Below are 13,395 nucleotides of genomic sequence, written 5' to 3'. Positions count from 1 at the left end.
ACGAGGGAGAAGCCCCGACCATGCCCGGCAGCAGCGGCACCGGCGCCGTGACCCGCAGCACCCTGCGGCAGCAGATCGCCGACGCGCTTCGCGACGAGGTGCTGGCGGGCCGGCTCCAGCCGGGCCAGGAGTTCACGGTGAAGGAGATAGCCGAGCAGTACGGCGTCTCCGCCACCCCGGTCCGCGAAGCACTCGTGGACCTGTCGGCGCAGGGCCTTCTGGAGGCCGACCAGCACCGCGGCTTCCGCGTCCACGAGTACTCCGTCGAGGACTTCCGCGGCATGATCGAGGCGCGCAGCCTGATCATCGAGGGCATGTTCCTCGCCCTGGACGAGGGCCGCCAGGGCTTCAAGAACCCCGAGGACCCGCGCATAGCCGCCGCCGTCGCGGGCGTGCGCCGCCGCGGCGAGGAGGCCCAGCGCGCCGCCGCCGCCGGCGACCTCACCGTCCTCATCGGCTACGACCTGCGCTTCTGGCGCGAGCTCAGCTCACTGTTCGGCAACCCCTATCTCGCCGACTTCCTGCACCGGCTGCGGCTGCAGTCCTGGGTGTGCCTGGTGCAGCATCTGCGGCGGCTCAGCGAACTCCGCGGCCACCTGTGGGCCGGACACAGGGAACTGGTCGACGCCCTGTATCACCGCGACACCACCGCCGCCCGCTCACTCCTCGACGCCTACAACGCCCACTCGGTCGCCCTGATCGAGCGGCTGGCCGCCGAATGAGGGGAACGGCCCCAGGCGGCACGAGGGAGACGTACTCCTCGCAGGCGGTCGTCGACCTCTCCGTCGTCATCCCCGCCTACAACGAGGAACGCCGGCTGGGCCCCACCCTCGACGCCGTGACGCGCTACCTCCGGGCGACCGCACACCGCCGGGGCTCCTGGGAGATCGTCATCGCCGACGACGGCTCCACCGACGCCACCCGCGAGATCGTCACCCTGCGCCGCGACCCGCGGCTGCGGCTCGTCACCAGCCCCCGCAACCGCGGCAAGGGCGCGGCCCTGCGCCTCGGCGTCGCCGCGAGCCGGGGCCGCCGCGTCCTGGTCACCGACGCCGACCTCGCCGCGCCCGTCGAGGAGCTGGAGCGACTGGACCGGGCCCTCGCCCAGGGACACGCGGCCGCCGTCGGCTCCCGCGCCGTGGCGGGCGCGACGCTCGGCGACCGCCAGCACCGCTTCCGCGAGTTCCTCGGCGCCGCCGGGAACCTGCTCATCCGCGCGACCACCCTGCGCGGGATACGCGACACCCAGTGCGGGTTCAAGCTGTTCGACGGCGACAAGGCGCGCGCCGCGTTCGCCGCCTCCCGGATGGACGGCTGGGCCATCGACGTGGAAGTCCTGCGGCACTTCCGGCTCTCCGGCTGGCCGATCGCCGAGGTGCCCGTGCACTGGTCGCACCAGCACGGCTCCAAGGTCCGCCCGCTGGACTACCCGCGGGTGCTGCGCGACCTCGTCCGCATCCGCGTCCGGCTGCCCGGATTCGCCGACACGTTCGCCGCGGCGCTCTTCCTGTCCATGGCCGTCGCGCTGTACTCCGGGCGCTTCTTCGACCCCGCCCGCCGCTACCTCACCGACTCGCTCCAGGACCAGAACCAGTGGGAATGGTTCTTCGCGGTGACCGCCGACAACGTGGCCCGTCTGCGCAACCCGTTCTTCAGCGATCTGCAGGGCGCCCCCGACGGCGTGAACCTGATGGCCAACACCGCCATGCCCGGCCTGTCGGTGCCGCTCACCCCGCTCACCCTCCTGCTCGGCCCGGCCGTCACCCTCAACCTGGTGATGACCCTCGGCCTCGCCGCCACCGCCGGCGCCTGGTACTGGCTCATCGTGCGCCGGCTGGTCCGCCAGCGCGGGGCCGCGTTCGCCGGGGCCGCCCTGGCCGCCTTCGCCCCGCCGATGGTCAGCCACGCCAACGCGCACCCCAACTTCGTCGTCCTGTTCATGATCCCGCTGATCGTCGACCGGGCGCTGCGGCTGTGCGAGGCGGGCGGCCGGCGCACCCGGGACGCGGTGGTCCTCGGCCTGATGACGGCCTACCAGCTGTTCCTCGGCGAGGAGGCGCTGCTGCTGGCCGCCCTCGGCATGCTGGTCTTCGCCCTCGCCTACGCCGCCGTGCGCCCCGACGTGGCCCGCCTGGTCGCGCGGCCGCTGCTCGGCGGCCTCGCCGTCGCCGCCGCCGTCTGCCTCCCGCTCGTCGTCTACCCGCTGGCATGGCAGTTCTCCGGACCGCAGAGCTACACGCACATCGAGCACGGGCCCGCCGCCGCCAACTCCGTGCGGGCCCTGCTCACCTTCGCCGAACGCTCCCTGATCGCCGGGGACGCCGACCGCGCCGCCGCGCTCTCCCTCAACCCCACCGAACAGAACGCGTTCTACGGCTGGCCCCTGCTCCTGTTCGCCCTCGCCGTCACGGTACGGCTGTGGCGGCAGCCGGCGGCCCGCGCGCTGGCCTGCACGGCGGCCGTCGCCGCGGTCCTCTCCCTGGGCCCGCGCATCCACGTCCCGCTCAGCGGCGCGGAGATCCCCGGCCCCTGGGCACCGCTCGCCGGCCTCCCGCTCCTCGAATCGGTCATCGTCAGCCGGGTCGCGCTGATCTGCGCACCCGCCCTCGGCATGCTCCTCGCGCTCGCCGTCGGCCGGCTGGCCACGGCCCGCTCCCTGGGCACGCAGTACGTCGGCCTGCTGGCCGTCTGCCTCGCCCTGCTGCCCCTCGTCCCGGCCCCGCTGAAGTCCCAACCGCGCGCCGCGACGCCCGCCTTCTTCACCGACGGCTCCTTCAAGCCGTACGTCAGCCCCGGCGAGACCCTGGTCCCGGTGCCGCTGCCCGACCCGCAGGCCGCCGAGGCCCTGCACTGGCAGACCGAGGCCGGCCTCGGCTTCCGCATGCCGGGCGGCTACTTCAACGGCCCCTACGGCGACGGCGACCGCAGCGGCGTCTACGGCGTCCCGCTGAACTTCACGGCGAGCCTGCTCAAGGACGTGCGGGACACCGGCGTCGCCCAGGTGATCGACGACCGCGCCCGCGCCGAGGCCCGGCGGGACCTCGCCCACTGGAAGGCGGGCGCGCTGGTGCTCGTCCCGCAGCCGCGCGACGCGGTGCTGCGGGCCACGGTGGACAAGCTGGTGGGCCGGCCCGCGCAGTGGGTGGACGGCGTGTGGGTATGGGACCTGCACGGAGGGAGCTGACGCAGGTCGTACCGACTACTCTTCGCAGACCGGGAAGTAGACGAGACCGACGACGAACCCGTTAGGTGAGGAGCCCTCTTTGGCCTGTGACCTGTGGCTGGTACCGCTCGTCGACGTGTTGTGCCACACCCCTGACAACCCGTTCGCGGAGGAGCTCGCGCAGTACAACAAGGTGCTGGCCGAGGCGGGCCTCCCGCCCGTGCCGGTCTACCAGTACATGCCGGGCCTGTCCGGGGACGTCGCCCCGGTGGCCGGCTTCGACTACGACGCCCTGCACTTCCTGCGCCGCGCCTATCTGCTCCAGGTGTGCGGCCTGCCCGTGACCCCCGTCGACGCGCTCGGCGGCGACTACGAACAGCTCCTGGAGATGTTCGAGGCCACGGCCCAGCAGTCCCACCTGGTCTGGCACTACGACCACGCGGGCGCGTACGTCCCCGTCGACTTCCCGCAGCCGCTGTCCAACGACGAACTCCTCGCCGGCGGCGGCCCGTTGGGCTCCGCCCAGTCCCTGTTGCGGGAGCTGGAGAAGGTGGCCCCGTCGATCGGCATCGACCCCGCCAACCCGCCGGCCGCGCCGCAGCCGCCCTCGGCTCCGACCGAGCTGGAGGAGCCCGCCGTGCCGGCGCCGTACGACCCGAGCCCCTTCGCCCGCGAACGGCACGTGTGGCTCGGGCTGCACGCGGCGGCGACGCGGAGCCTCGCCCAGGGGTCGATGATCGTCTTCAGCTGAGCAGGTCCTCCAGTTCCGCGGCGAAGAGCAGCGCGGGGTCGAGGCCCATGCCGGTGAAGTGGCCCGCCAGCTCCAGGGACAGCACGCCGTGCAGGCGGGTCCAGAAGGCCGTCGCGCGATGGAGGGCGGCGGGCGGGGCGGGGTGGCCGGCCGCCCAGTCGCGGTGGTCGGCGAGATGCTCGTCGAAGGGCGTCGCCGGCCCGGACTGCGGCAGTGCGGCGCACGCGTCGAGCAGGACGGCCATGATCTCGGACGCGATCACGGTGATGTCGTCGGGCGCGTGATAGCCGGGGACGGGCGTGCCGTAGACGAGGAAGTACCGCTGGGGGTCGGCGAGGGCCCAGCCGCGCAGGGCGTGCGCGAGCGTCGCCAGAGCGGGCTCACCGGGCTCCCCGGGCCTGCGCGGCCGAGCGGGTCCGGCGGGTTCACCGGTCTCCGCTGCACCTGCGATTTCGGTGGTCTCGGCGGTCCTCGAGACCTCGGCGGACTCCGCCGCCGCGACGGCGGCCGCCGCGTGGAAGGTGTCGGCGAGGCTGCGGTAGGCGTCCCTGATCAACTCGGTGATCAACTCGTCGCGGCTGCCGAAGTAGCGGTACAGCGCGGGCCCGCTCATCCCCATCTTCTTGGCGATCGCGTTGAGGGAGAGCGCTGAGGCCCCCGCCGCGGCGATCTGCTCCCACGCCCGTTCCTTGACCTCCGCGCGCACCTGGGCCCGGTAGCGCTCACGCGGACTCTTCGTGTTCTCCGTGTCCAACATGCGTTAGAGGCTATCACTGACGTTATTGACACTCCCTTTCGCGATGAGTTAGAACTTATAACGAACGCGAGGCCGACTAGCGGTCGAGCGACCAGCGCCGTGGAGGCCGTCATGAACGCCGAAGGACTCGTCGAGGTCGTCCTGCCGGGCAAGGTCGAGCCCGAGGGGCTCCAGGTCCGGCACGGGGCCGTCCCCGCCCCAGGGCGCGGGCAGGTCGTGATCCGGATGGAGGCGACCGGCGTCTCCTTCGCCGAGCAGCAGATGCGACGCGGCCGGTACTACGACCAGCCGCCGTTCCCGTTCGTCCCCGGCTACGACCTCGTCGGCGTCGTCACCGCGACCGGCGAGGGCGTCGACCCCCACCTCGCCGGCACCCGCGTGGCCGCGCTGGTCAAGGTCGGCGGCTGGGCCAGCCATGTGGTCGTCGACGCGGCGGACGCGGTGCCCGTGCCTGCAGGCGTCGGCGCGGCGGAGGCGGAGACCCTGGTCGTCAACGGCGTCACCGCCTGGCAGATGCTGCACCGCAAGGCGCGGGTCCGCCCCGGGCAGACCGTCGTCGTGCACGGCGCCAACGGCGGCGTCGGCTCCGTCCTGGTCCAACTGGCCCTGGCCGCCGGCGCGAGGGTGATCGGCACCGCGTCGGCACGCCATCACGACGCGCTGCGCGAGCAGGGCGTGACCCCCGTCGACTACCGCGCCGAGGACCTGGCCGCACGCATCCGCGCCCTCGCCCCGGGCGGGGTGGACGCCGTGTTCGACCACGTCGGCGGAGCCGGCATCGTCGACTCCTGGCGGCTGCTGGCCCCCGGGGGCACGCTCGTCTCCTACGGCAGCGCCTCCACCCGGGACGCGGAGGGCTCGAAGCAGGCGCCGGTGCTCAAGCTGCTGGGCCGGGTGTGGCTGTGGAACGCGCTGCCCAACCGCCGCCGCGCGTACTTCTTCAACGTCTGGGCCGGGCGGGCCCTCTCCGGGACCCGGTTCCGGGCCCGGCTGCGCGCCGACCTCAGCGAGGTCTTCGCGGCGCTCCAGCGCGGGGAGATCACCCCGCGGATCGCCGCCCGCCTCCCCCTCGCCCGCGTGGCCGAGGCCCTGCGGCTGGCGGAGTCGGGCACGGTCGCCGGGAAGGTCGTGCTCACCCCTTAGCGCCTGCCCCTGACATGCGTGTGCCCCTGGCCGGGGTCGCCGGTCAGGGGCACACGCGTGCTCAAAGCGGACGGTCAGAGGAAGGAGTTGATCTCGATCGTCTCGTCCCGGCCGGGGCCCACGCCGATCGCGGAGATCGGGGCGCCGGACATCTCCTCCAGCGCCTTGACGTAGTTCTGCGCGTTCTTCGGCAGGTCGGAGAACGACTTCGCCTTGGTGATGTCCTCGGACCAGCCCGGGAGGGTCTCGTAGACCGGCTTCGCGTGGTGGAAGTCCGTCTGCGAGTAGGGGAGCTCCTCGACGCGCTTGCCGTCGATCTCGTACGCCACGCAGACCGGGATCTGCTCCCAGCCGGTGAGGACGTCGAGCTTGGTGAGGAAGAAGTCGGTCAGGCCGTTCACGCGGGTCGCGTAGCGGGCGATGACCGCGTCGAACCAGCCGCAGCGGCGGTCACGGCCGGTGGTGACGCCCCGCTCGCCGCCGATGCGGCGCAGCGCCTCGCCGTCCTCGTCGAACAGCTCCGTCGGGAACGGGCCGGCGCCCACACGGGTCGTGTACGCCTTGAGGATGCCGATGACCCGGCTGATCTTCGTCGGGCCGACGCCGGCGCCGGTGCAGGCGCCGCCGGCGGTCGGGTTGCTGGAGGTGACGAAGGGGTACGTGCCGTGGTCGATGTCGAGGAGCGTGCCCTGACCGCCCTCGAACAGGACGACCTTGTCGTCCTCCAGTGCCTGGTTCAGGACCAGGACGGTGTCGGCGACGAACGGCCGGAGCTTCTCCGCGTAGCCCAGCAGCTCCTCGACGACCTGGTCGACGGCGATCGCGCGGCGGTTGTACAGCTTCGTCAGCAGCTGGTTCTTGACGTCGAGCGCCGCCTCCACCTTCTGGGTGAGGATCGACTCGTCGTACAGGTCCTGCACACGGATACCCACGCGGTTGATCTTGTCGGCGTAGGTGGGGCCGATGCCGCGACCGGTTGTGCCGATCTTGCGCTTTCCGAGGAAGCGTTCCGTCACCTTGTCGACAGTGACGTTGTACGGGGTGATGATGTGCGCGTTGCCGCTGATCAGCAGCTTCGACGTGTCGACGCCGCGCTCGTTCAGACCGCTCAGCTCGGAGAGCAGGACCGACGGGTCGACGACGACGCCGTTTCCGATGACCGGCGTACAGCCGGGGGACAGGATTCCGGAAGGGAGAAGGTGGAGTGCGTACTTCTGGTCGCCCACGACGACCGTGTGGCCGGCGTTGTTGCCGCCCTGATAGCGCACTACGTAGTCCACCGAGCCACCGAGCAAGTCGGTCGCCTTCCCCTTGCCTTCGTCACCCCACTGAGCACCGAGCAGCACAAGTGCGGGCACGCGCGTACACCCCTTCCGGGTGGGGCATGTCCAGGGTCAGGGGCGTACGCGGAGGCGCGTGCGACCGCGTGCACCACGACCCTCTTCGGTCGTGGTCCCGCGACCGTCACTGGCCGCCGCGCGACCGTCGTCGGCCGCACACCGTCGGACCCGGATGCCCCGGAATAGACGAAGCCCCTGGCGCAATAGCGCAAGGGGCTCTTGCACAAAGATGCTACCCGAGGAAGCGAGGCAGGACCGAGGTGGCGACTATCGCGACGCCGGACCAGCTGCTGGTGATCATCGATCCGGTCGCCCGGAGGACGGACGGAGAGTCCGTACGGATAGCGAAAGACGTGCTCAGCGCGGGTGCGGCGAGTACGAAGGTGTGTCTGCCGGAAGGGCCGGAGGAGTTCGCGCGGGTGCTGGCCCGGCGGGGTTCGCGGCGGCCGGTGGTCGTCGGGGACGACCGGGCGCTGGTCCGCGCGGTGTCGCTGCTGCACCGGCGGCGGGAGCTGGCGGAGTGCGTGCTGTCGGTGGTCCCGGTGGGCGGCATGCTGGGCGTGGCGCACGCCCTGGGGGTGCCCACGGGCGCGGTGGCGGCGGCACGGGCCGCCCTGGACGGGGCGGAACGGCGGCTGGACCTGCTGGTGGACGACAGCGACGGGGTGGTGCTGGGCGCGCTGCGGATACCGCCCGTGCCGGGGATGGACGGGCGGGGCGGGGTGCGCGGCGGGGGTGGCGCCTCCGGGGGTCTGTACGAGCTTGAGACCGGCGAGGACGGCGGGGGCGGGGTCCGCGTCCGCGGCGAAGGCGGTGGGGGGCGCGGCGCCGGTGAGGGTGTCCGGCCCTGGCCCTGGTTGCGGAGCTGCCAGTCCTTCGTCCGCACCCTGGTCCCCGCTCTGCCCTCCCGCCCCGGGTCGCCCCCTCCCCCGCCGGGACCGGCACGGCTGCGGGTCGAGGTGGACGGGGTGACCCTGGTCGACCTGGACCAGCCGGTGGAGGCCGTCTCGGTGACCGCGGACACCGCCGGCACGGCGATGGTGCGGGTACGGCCCCTGTCGGTCGGCGCGGAGGCGTCCCCCCTGGAGGCCCGCGGCCGCACGGTCACCGTCACCGGCGCGGACTTCCGCTACGGCACGGACGCGACGGTGGCGGGCCCGGTCCGCAGACGCACCTGGGTGGTACGGGAGGGCGCGCTGGGGCTGGTCCTGCCCTCGGGGCGGTGAGGGCGGGGCGGTGAGGGCGGGGCAGGGCGTGGCCGACTGGGGCCGGCGAGGGCTGGGGCCGTCAGGCGATCGTGACGTCCAGTCCCTCCAGCCCCCGGATCACGAAGTTCGGTTTGCGGGACGGAGGGGCCGTCGGCCGCAGGGTCGGGGCCTTCTCCAGCAGGGCTGTCATCGAGGCCGCCAGTTCGAGACGGGCCAGGGGCGCGCCGATGCAGTAGTGGATGCCGGCGCTGAAGGAGATGTGCGGGTTGTCCTTGCGGGTGAGGTCCAGCTTCTCGGGGGCGGCGAACACCTCCGGGTCGTGGTTGGCGGAGCCGAACAGCATCGCGATCTCCGCTCCCCTCGGCAGGACCGTGCCGTCGATCTCGATCTCGTCCAGCACCCACCGCTCGAAGAGCTGCAGCGGGGTGTCGTACCGCATCAACTCCTCCACCGCCGACGGCACCAGGGAGTGGTCCGCGCGCAGGGCGGCCAGCTGGTCCTCGTTGCCGAACAGCGCCCACCAGCCGTTGACCGTGGCGTTCACCGTCGCCTCGTGACCGGCGTTCAGCAGCAGGACGGCGGTGGAGATCATCTCCTGCTCGGTGAGCCGGTCACCCTCGTCGTGCGCCGCGATCAGCCCGGAGATCAGGTCGTCGCCGGGCTCCTCCCGGCGGGCGGCGATCAGCTCCCGCAGATAGTCGGAGAACTCGACCGACGCCCGGACCGCCCTCGCCGCCGTCTCCTGCGGCGGGTTCAGCTCGTACATCCCGCAGATGTCCGCCGACCAGGGGCGCAGCGGGGCCCGGTCCGCCTCGGGGATGCCCAGCATCTCGGCGATGACGGCGACCGGCAGCGGCTCGGCGACATCGGTGAGCAGGTCTCCGCCGCCCTTCTCGACGAGCGCGTCCACCAGCTCGCCGGCCAGCTCGCGCACATACGGCTTCAGCCGCTCCACGGTCCGCGGCGTGAAGGCCTTCGACACCAGACGCCGGATCCTCGTGTGGTCCGGCGGCTCCAGATCGAGCATCCCGTGGTCGTTGAGCGTGTGGAACGGCTCGTGCTCCGCCGGGGGCGCCGTCCGCCCGAAGTCCTCGTGCGTGAACCGGTGCTGATACGTCCGCCCCAGCCGCCGGTCCCGGAGCAGCGCGGACACATCGGCATGGTGCGGCACGAGCCACTGGTTCGTGGCCTCGAAGTACCGCACACGCCCCTTGGCCCGCAGCTCGGCGTAAGCGGGGTAAGGGTCGGCCAGGAACGCCGGGTCCCACGGATCGAAGTCAGCCATGCGGGGACGCTAACCCGGGGCGCCGGGCTCTGACCAGGGGTCTTCCTTGAGATGGTCGATCAACGCGGTGAAGGCGGAGGCGGGGACGGTGAGGGCGGCACGGGCCGGCGCTTTGGAGTCGCGGATGGCTATACGAGGGGGTACGTCCGCGATCTCGACGCAGGTGTTGCCATCGCCGCCGTCGGAGTAGGTGGACTTCCGCCAGTTCATCACAGGTCCTTGGCCAGTCGGTGGATAAAGTCCCGCGACGCCACCGGATCGAGCGACGCCTCCTCCACCCTACGAAGCAACGTGCGAAGCTGCGCCAGTTGGGCTGCTGCGTCGATGAACCCGGTACCCGTGGGCGAATCACGCAGCCCCGTGTCCAACATGGGTACCGCCCCGCCCAGATACATCATCGACGCTCCGGTACCGCCGAAGCCGTCCTGGTCGATGGGGATGACCCGTACTGTGGCGTGCCCATCCTCGATCTTCCCCAGGATGAAACGGAGTTGATCCAGTGAGGCCCGGCGATCCGCTACGCGGACCCGCAGGGCGAACTCGTGCACGATGGTCTCGTACGGCGTGGGCGCGTCCCCCTCGATGACAACGCGCCGACGCAGCCGATGCTCCACACGAGGCGTGACCTCACTGTCGGGCAGTTCAGGGCGCATGTACCTGAACACCGCCCGCGCGTAGTCGGCGGTTTGCAGGAGCCCCGGCACATGCGTGATCACAACCTCGCGGATGAAGGTCGCGTGGTGCTCGGCCTCGGAGACATCCAGGAACACCGGGGGCAACACTCCCCGGTACTCCTCCCACCAACCACGCGTTCGATCGGTGGCCATTTCGACCAACGCGTCGATCAACGCCTCGTCGGTGCACGCGTAGTGGGCCGCGAGGCGCCGCACCCGCTCCTCGCTGGCACCGGAAAGACCCAGCTCCACCTGGCTTATCTGGGCCGAGGTCGAGTTCAGCAGCTCGGCGACCTCGCGTGCCTTCAGGCCCGCGGCCTCCCGCAGGCGACGCAATTCGGTGCCCAGCCGCACTTGCCGCGCAGTGGCGTGGCTCCTCGGCGCCATCCGTAGCTCCTCAACAACCCTTTGGCGATGCCTCGTTCGAGCGTCAGACTACGCGGGCCGGTTGCGAGAGGAGTAATTACTCCTCTACCGTCAGTGACGCACCGCACACGCTACGGAAGTGCACCCCTCCGTCCTGCCACGACGGTCGCGGCGATGCCACCGTTTACCCCACCACCAGTGAACCGGAGTTGCCGCATGTCCGAATGTGAGACCGAGTCCTGGGAGTACTCCCTCCACATCCCCAACGATCCCCGCGCCGTCACCATCTGCCGCCGCACCCTCCGCCTGATCCTGACCATGCACGGCCTGATCCGCCTGGTCGACACGGCGGAGCTGCTCGCCACGGAGCTGGTCTCCAACGCCGTCCGCCACACGAAGGGCCCCGCCGCTCTACGGGTCCACTGGTCGGCCGGCGTGCTCCGTATCGGCGCCTGGGACGCGGACCCCGAACCCACGGAACCGCCGAAGACGCCGAAACCGCTGGACCGCCTCACCGACGCCGAGAACGGCCGCGGACTCGCCCTGGTCCGCGCGTACGCACAGGTGTGGGGCTGGCAACCGCAGTCCACGAACGGCGGCCGCGGCAAGTACGTGTGGTGCGAACTGACGGCGGCATGAGGCGCTCAGCCCGGTGTCACCAGGCGGGCCTCGTAGGCGAACACCGCCGCCTGTGTGCGGTCCCGCAGGCCCAGCTTCACCAGGATCCGGCTCACATGCGTCTTGATCGTGGACTCCGCCACCACCAGCCGCTCCGCTATCTCTGCGTTCGACAGCCCCTGGGATATGAGGACCAGCACCTCCGTCTCCCGTTCGGTCAGGTCGCCGTAGGACGCCTGGGCGGTGCGCGGCAGACGGGGCTCCCCGGACAGCTTCGAGAACTCGGTGATCAGACGCCGGGTGACGGACGGCGCGAGCAGCGCCTCCCCCGCCGCCACCACCCTGACCCCGTCGGCGAGTTGGCGGGCCGAGGCGTCCTTGAGGAGGAAGCCGGAGGCTCCCGCCCGCAGGGCCTGGTACACGTACTCGTCGAGGTCGAAGGTGGTCAGGACCAGCACCTTCGCGGTGCCGTCGGCGGCCACGATCTCCCGCGTCGCCTCTATGCCGTTCAGCTCCGGCATGCGGATGTCCATCAGGACGACGTCCGGAGCCAGTTCACGCACCCGATCCACCGCCTGCCGGCCGTTGACCGCCTCGCCCACGACCTCGATGTCCGGCATCGCGTTGAGCAGGACGGAGAAGCCCTCCCGGACCATCATCTGATCGTCCGCGATCAGTACCCGTATGGTCATGCGCCACTCTCACCCGTCGCCTGCACCGGCAGGAACACCGCCACCTCGTAACCGCCGGCCTCTGTCGCCTCGGCCGTCATCTCACCGCCCAGCATGGACACCCGCTCCCGCATGCCCGTGATGCCGTGTCCCGCGCCGGGCGAGGGCTTCACCAGGGACGGCTGCGGCGGCGGACCGTTGACTATGCGCAGGCCCAGACCGCCGAGGACGTAGGAGACCTCCACCTTGGCCTCCGCGCCCGGAGAGTGGCGCAGGGTGTTGCTCAGCGCCTCCTGGATGATGCGGTACGCCGACAGCTCGACACCCGGCGGGAGTTCACGTATCGCCCCGGTGACCGTCTTGTCGACGCCCAGGCCCGCCTCCCGCACATTGGAGAGCAGCCCGTCCAGGTCGGCCAGGGTGGGCTGCGGGGCGTCGGGCGCCTCGTAGTCCTCGGCTCGGACGACGCCCAGCACACGGCGCAGCTCCGTCAAGGCCGCGACCGCGTTCTCCCGGATGGTGGCGAAGGCCTTCTCCAGCTCGGGCGGCGGGTTCTCCACCCGGTAGGGCGCGGCCTCCGCCTGGATGGCGACCACCGACATGTGGTGGGCGACCACGTCGTGCAGCTCGCGGGCGATGGTGGTGCGCTCCTCCAGCAGCGTGCGCCGGGACCGCTCGTGCTCGGTCACCGTCTGCTGCGCGGTCACCTCCCTCTCGGCCTGCCGGCGTATGTGCCAGAGGGAGACGGCGAGCAGGGCGAACGCGGAGAAGACCAGCATGGACTCGACGTCCGTGGGGTGGCTGTCGGTGAACACCGTCTCGGCCAGGAAGCCGTAGGCCGCCGTCACCAGCCACATCCACGCCGCTGTGCGCGGCCGGGTGCGCACGGCCACCACCACCATCACCGTCAGGTGGGAGATGAAACTGCCCGGCAGCCACGGCCACATGCCGTACACCGTGCCCATGGCGCCGACGAGCGAGCTCGACAGGAGCGACAGCCAGAACGCCCCGACCGGGCGGACCAGCGTCAGCAGCACCGGCGTCAGGACGAACGCGGCGCCCAACAGGCCCATTCCGTCGGAACTCTCGTCCACGGAGACGACCAGTGCCGCCAGCGCGCCGAGGGCCACGACGACCGCGTGCCACCGCCAGGTGGCGTACTCCCGCTTGCGGCCGGTCAGCCGGCGGATCAGGAAGCCGTCGGGTTCCTTGGGAGGCAGCGGACGGTAGGCGAAGGCGTTCCGGAAGAGATCCTGACGCAGTCCGCGCAGGGCGTCCGCGGCCGCCCTGAACTCCGGACTGCGCGGCTGGTGGGCGCCGGGCCGGCGGTCCGGGGGCGTCGAGTGCGTCTGCGTCGTCTGGGGCACGATGAAAACGGTAGGCGGGAGCGGGGGTCCCGGTCGTCACCAGTGAGGGGGG

Annotated in this window: 13 protein-coding genes; 6 read left to right on the top strand and 7 right to left on the bottom strand. The window is 71.7% G+C overall.

All coding sequences use genetic code 11. The features are described 5' to 3' along the window. Positions 1-20 precede the first annotated feature (20 nt). The 3 genes from ACFYXA_RS26495 (at position 21) to ACFYXA_RS26485 (ending at position 3,914) form a co-directional block, all read left to right on the top strand. Positions 21-722, top strand: a complete 702-nt coding sequence (locus ACFYXA_RS26495; protein WP_352244767.1) for a GntR family transcriptional regulator — start codon at positions 21-23, stop codon at positions 720-722. Further along, a complete protein-coding gene (locus tag ACFYXA_RS26490) occupies positions 719-3,184 on the top strand; it encodes a glycosyltransferase (RefSeq protein ID WP_389037088.1) in 2,466 nt (821 codons plus the stop codon). Before ACFYXA_RS26495 ends, ACFYXA_RS26490 begins: the two co-directional genes overlap by 4 nt. A gap of 79 nt (positions 3,185-3,263) precedes the next feature. Further along, complete coding sequence (locus ACFYXA_RS26485; protein WP_130438599.1) at positions 3,264-3,914, top strand: hypothetical protein; 651 nt, start codon at positions 3,264-3,266, stop codon at positions 3,912-3,914. Here the strand turns inward: ACFYXA_RS26485 and ACFYXA_RS26480 are convergent. Further along, positions 3,907-4,671, bottom strand: coding sequence for a TetR/AcrR family transcriptional regulator (locus ACFYXA_RS26480; RefSeq protein WP_389037084.1), 765 nt, complete (start codon positions 4,669-4,671; stop codon positions 3,907-3,909). The two genes, ACFYXA_RS26485 and ACFYXA_RS26480, sit on opposite strands and share 8 nt — an antisense overlap. Before the next feature lie 111 nt (positions 4,672-4,782). Between ACFYXA_RS26480 and ACFYXA_RS26475 the strand changes: the two genes are divergently transcribed. Next, positions 4,783-5,814, top strand: coding sequence for a medium chain dehydrogenase/reductase family protein (locus ACFYXA_RS26475; RefSeq protein WP_389037081.1), 1,032 nt, complete (start codon positions 4,783-4,785; stop codon positions 5,812-5,814). Positions 5,815-5,888: 74 nt separating this feature from the next. Here the strand turns inward: ACFYXA_RS26475 and ACFYXA_RS26470 are convergent, their stop codons facing one another. Continuing rightward, positions 5,889-7,172, bottom strand: coding sequence for an adenylosuccinate synthase (locus ACFYXA_RS26470; RefSeq protein ID WP_130438605.1), 1,284 nt, complete (start codon positions 7,170-7,172; stop codon positions 5,889-5,891). A gap of 242 nt (positions 7,173-7,414) precedes the next feature. On the opposite strand from ACFYXA_RS26470, the gene ACFYXA_RS26465 reads away from it, so the two are divergent. Further along, complete coding sequence (locus ACFYXA_RS26465; protein ID WP_389037078.1) at positions 7,415-8,380, top strand: diacylglycerol kinase; 966 nt, start codon at positions 7,415-7,417, stop codon at positions 8,378-8,380. A 61-nt stretch (positions 8,381-8,441) separates the two neighbouring features. Here ACFYXA_RS26465 and ACFYXA_RS26460 read toward each other — a convergent pair whose 3' ends face one another. From ACFYXA_RS26460 to ACFYXA_RS26450, 3 genes are read right to left on the bottom strand one after another with little or no spacing between them, the layout of a single operon-like run. Further along, entirely contained in the window at positions 8,442-9,647 is a 1,206-nt protein-coding gene (locus tag ACFYXA_RS26460) for a cytochrome P450 (RefSeq protein ID WP_389037076.1), read from the bottom strand. A gap of 9 nt (positions 9,648-9,656) precedes the next feature. Beyond that, entirely contained in the window at positions 9,657-9,857 is a 201-nt protein-coding gene (locus ACFYXA_RS26455) for a DUF397 domain-containing protein (RefSeq protein ID WP_389037074.1), read from the bottom strand. Then, a complete protein-coding gene (locus ACFYXA_RS26450) occupies positions 9,857-10,708 on the bottom strand; it encodes a helix-turn-helix domain-containing protein (RefSeq protein ID WP_389037071.1) in 852 nt (283 codons plus the stop codon). Before ACFYXA_RS26450 ends, ACFYXA_RS26455 begins: the two co-directional genes overlap by 1 nt. Positions 10,709-10,903: 195 nt before the next feature. Here ACFYXA_RS26450 and ACFYXA_RS26445 point away from each other — a divergent pair, with 195 nt between their 5' ends. Next, positions 10,904-11,326 carry an ATP-binding protein gene (locus ACFYXA_RS26445; protein ID WP_389037068.1) on the top strand — a complete coding sequence of 141 codons (423 nt, stop codon included), beginning with the start codon at positions 10,904-10,906 and terminating at the stop codon, positions 11,324-11,326. A 5-nt stretch (positions 11,327-11,331) separates the two neighbouring features. Here the strand turns inward: ACFYXA_RS26445 and ACFYXA_RS26440 are convergent, their stop codons facing one another. Both ACFYXA_RS26440 and ACFYXA_RS26435 read right to left on the bottom strand, forming a co-directional pair. Next, positions 11,332-11,997, bottom strand: a complete 666-nt coding sequence (locus ACFYXA_RS26440) for a response regulator (RefSeq protein WP_389037065.1) — start codon at positions 11,995-11,997, stop codon at positions 11,332-11,334. Beyond that, positions 11,994-13,343, bottom strand: a complete 1,350-nt coding sequence (locus tag ACFYXA_RS26435) for a sensor histidine kinase (protein ID WP_389037062.1) — start codon at positions 13,341-13,343, stop codon at positions 11,994-11,996. Before ACFYXA_RS26435 ends, ACFYXA_RS26440 begins: the two co-directional genes overlap by 4 nt. Positions 13,344-13,395 lie beyond the last annotated feature (52 nt).

This window comes from Streptomyces sp. NPDC002566, from assembly GCF_042889585.1.
GTDB lineage: Bacteria > Actinomycetota > Actinomycetes > Streptomycetales > Streptomycetaceae > Streptomyces.
This window is presented reverse-complemented; position numbering and strand designations above follow the sequence as displayed.

Coding starts and splice junctions, on each gene's coding strand:
- ACFYXA_RS26445 (WP_389037068.1), top strand. CDS start 10,904: ATGTCCGAATGTGAGACCGAGTCCTGGGAGTACTCCCTCCACATCCCC.
- ACFYXA_RS26460 (WP_389037076.1), bottom strand. CDS start 9,647: ATGGCTGACTTCGATCCGTGGGACCCGGCGTTCCTGGCCGACCCTTAC.
- ACFYXA_RS26495 (WP_352244767.1), top strand. CDS start 21: ATGCCCGGCAGCAGCGGCACCGGCGCCGTGACCCGCAGCACCCTGCGG.
- ACFYXA_RS26480 (WP_389037084.1), bottom strand. CDS start 4,671: ATGTTGGACACGGAGAACACGAAGAGTCCGCGTGAGCGCTACCGGGCC.
- ACFYXA_RS26490 (WP_389037088.1), top strand. CDS start 719: ATGAGGGGAACGGCCCCAGGCGGCACGAGGGAGACGTACTCCTCGCAG.
- ACFYXA_RS26455 (WP_389037074.1), bottom strand. CDS start 9,857: ATGAACTGGCGGAAGTCCACCTACTCCGACGGCGGCGATGGCAACACC.
- ACFYXA_RS26475 (WP_389037081.1), top strand. CDS start 4,783: ATGAACGCCGAAGGACTCGTCGAGGTCGTCCTGCCGGGCAAGGTCGAG.
- ACFYXA_RS26440 (WP_389037065.1), bottom strand. CDS start 11,997: ATGACCATACGGGTACTGATCGCGGACGATCAGATGATGGTCCGGGAG.
- ACFYXA_RS26450 (WP_389037071.1), bottom strand. CDS start 10,708: ATGGCGCCGAGGAGCCACGCCACTGCGCGGCAAGTGCGGCTGGGCACC.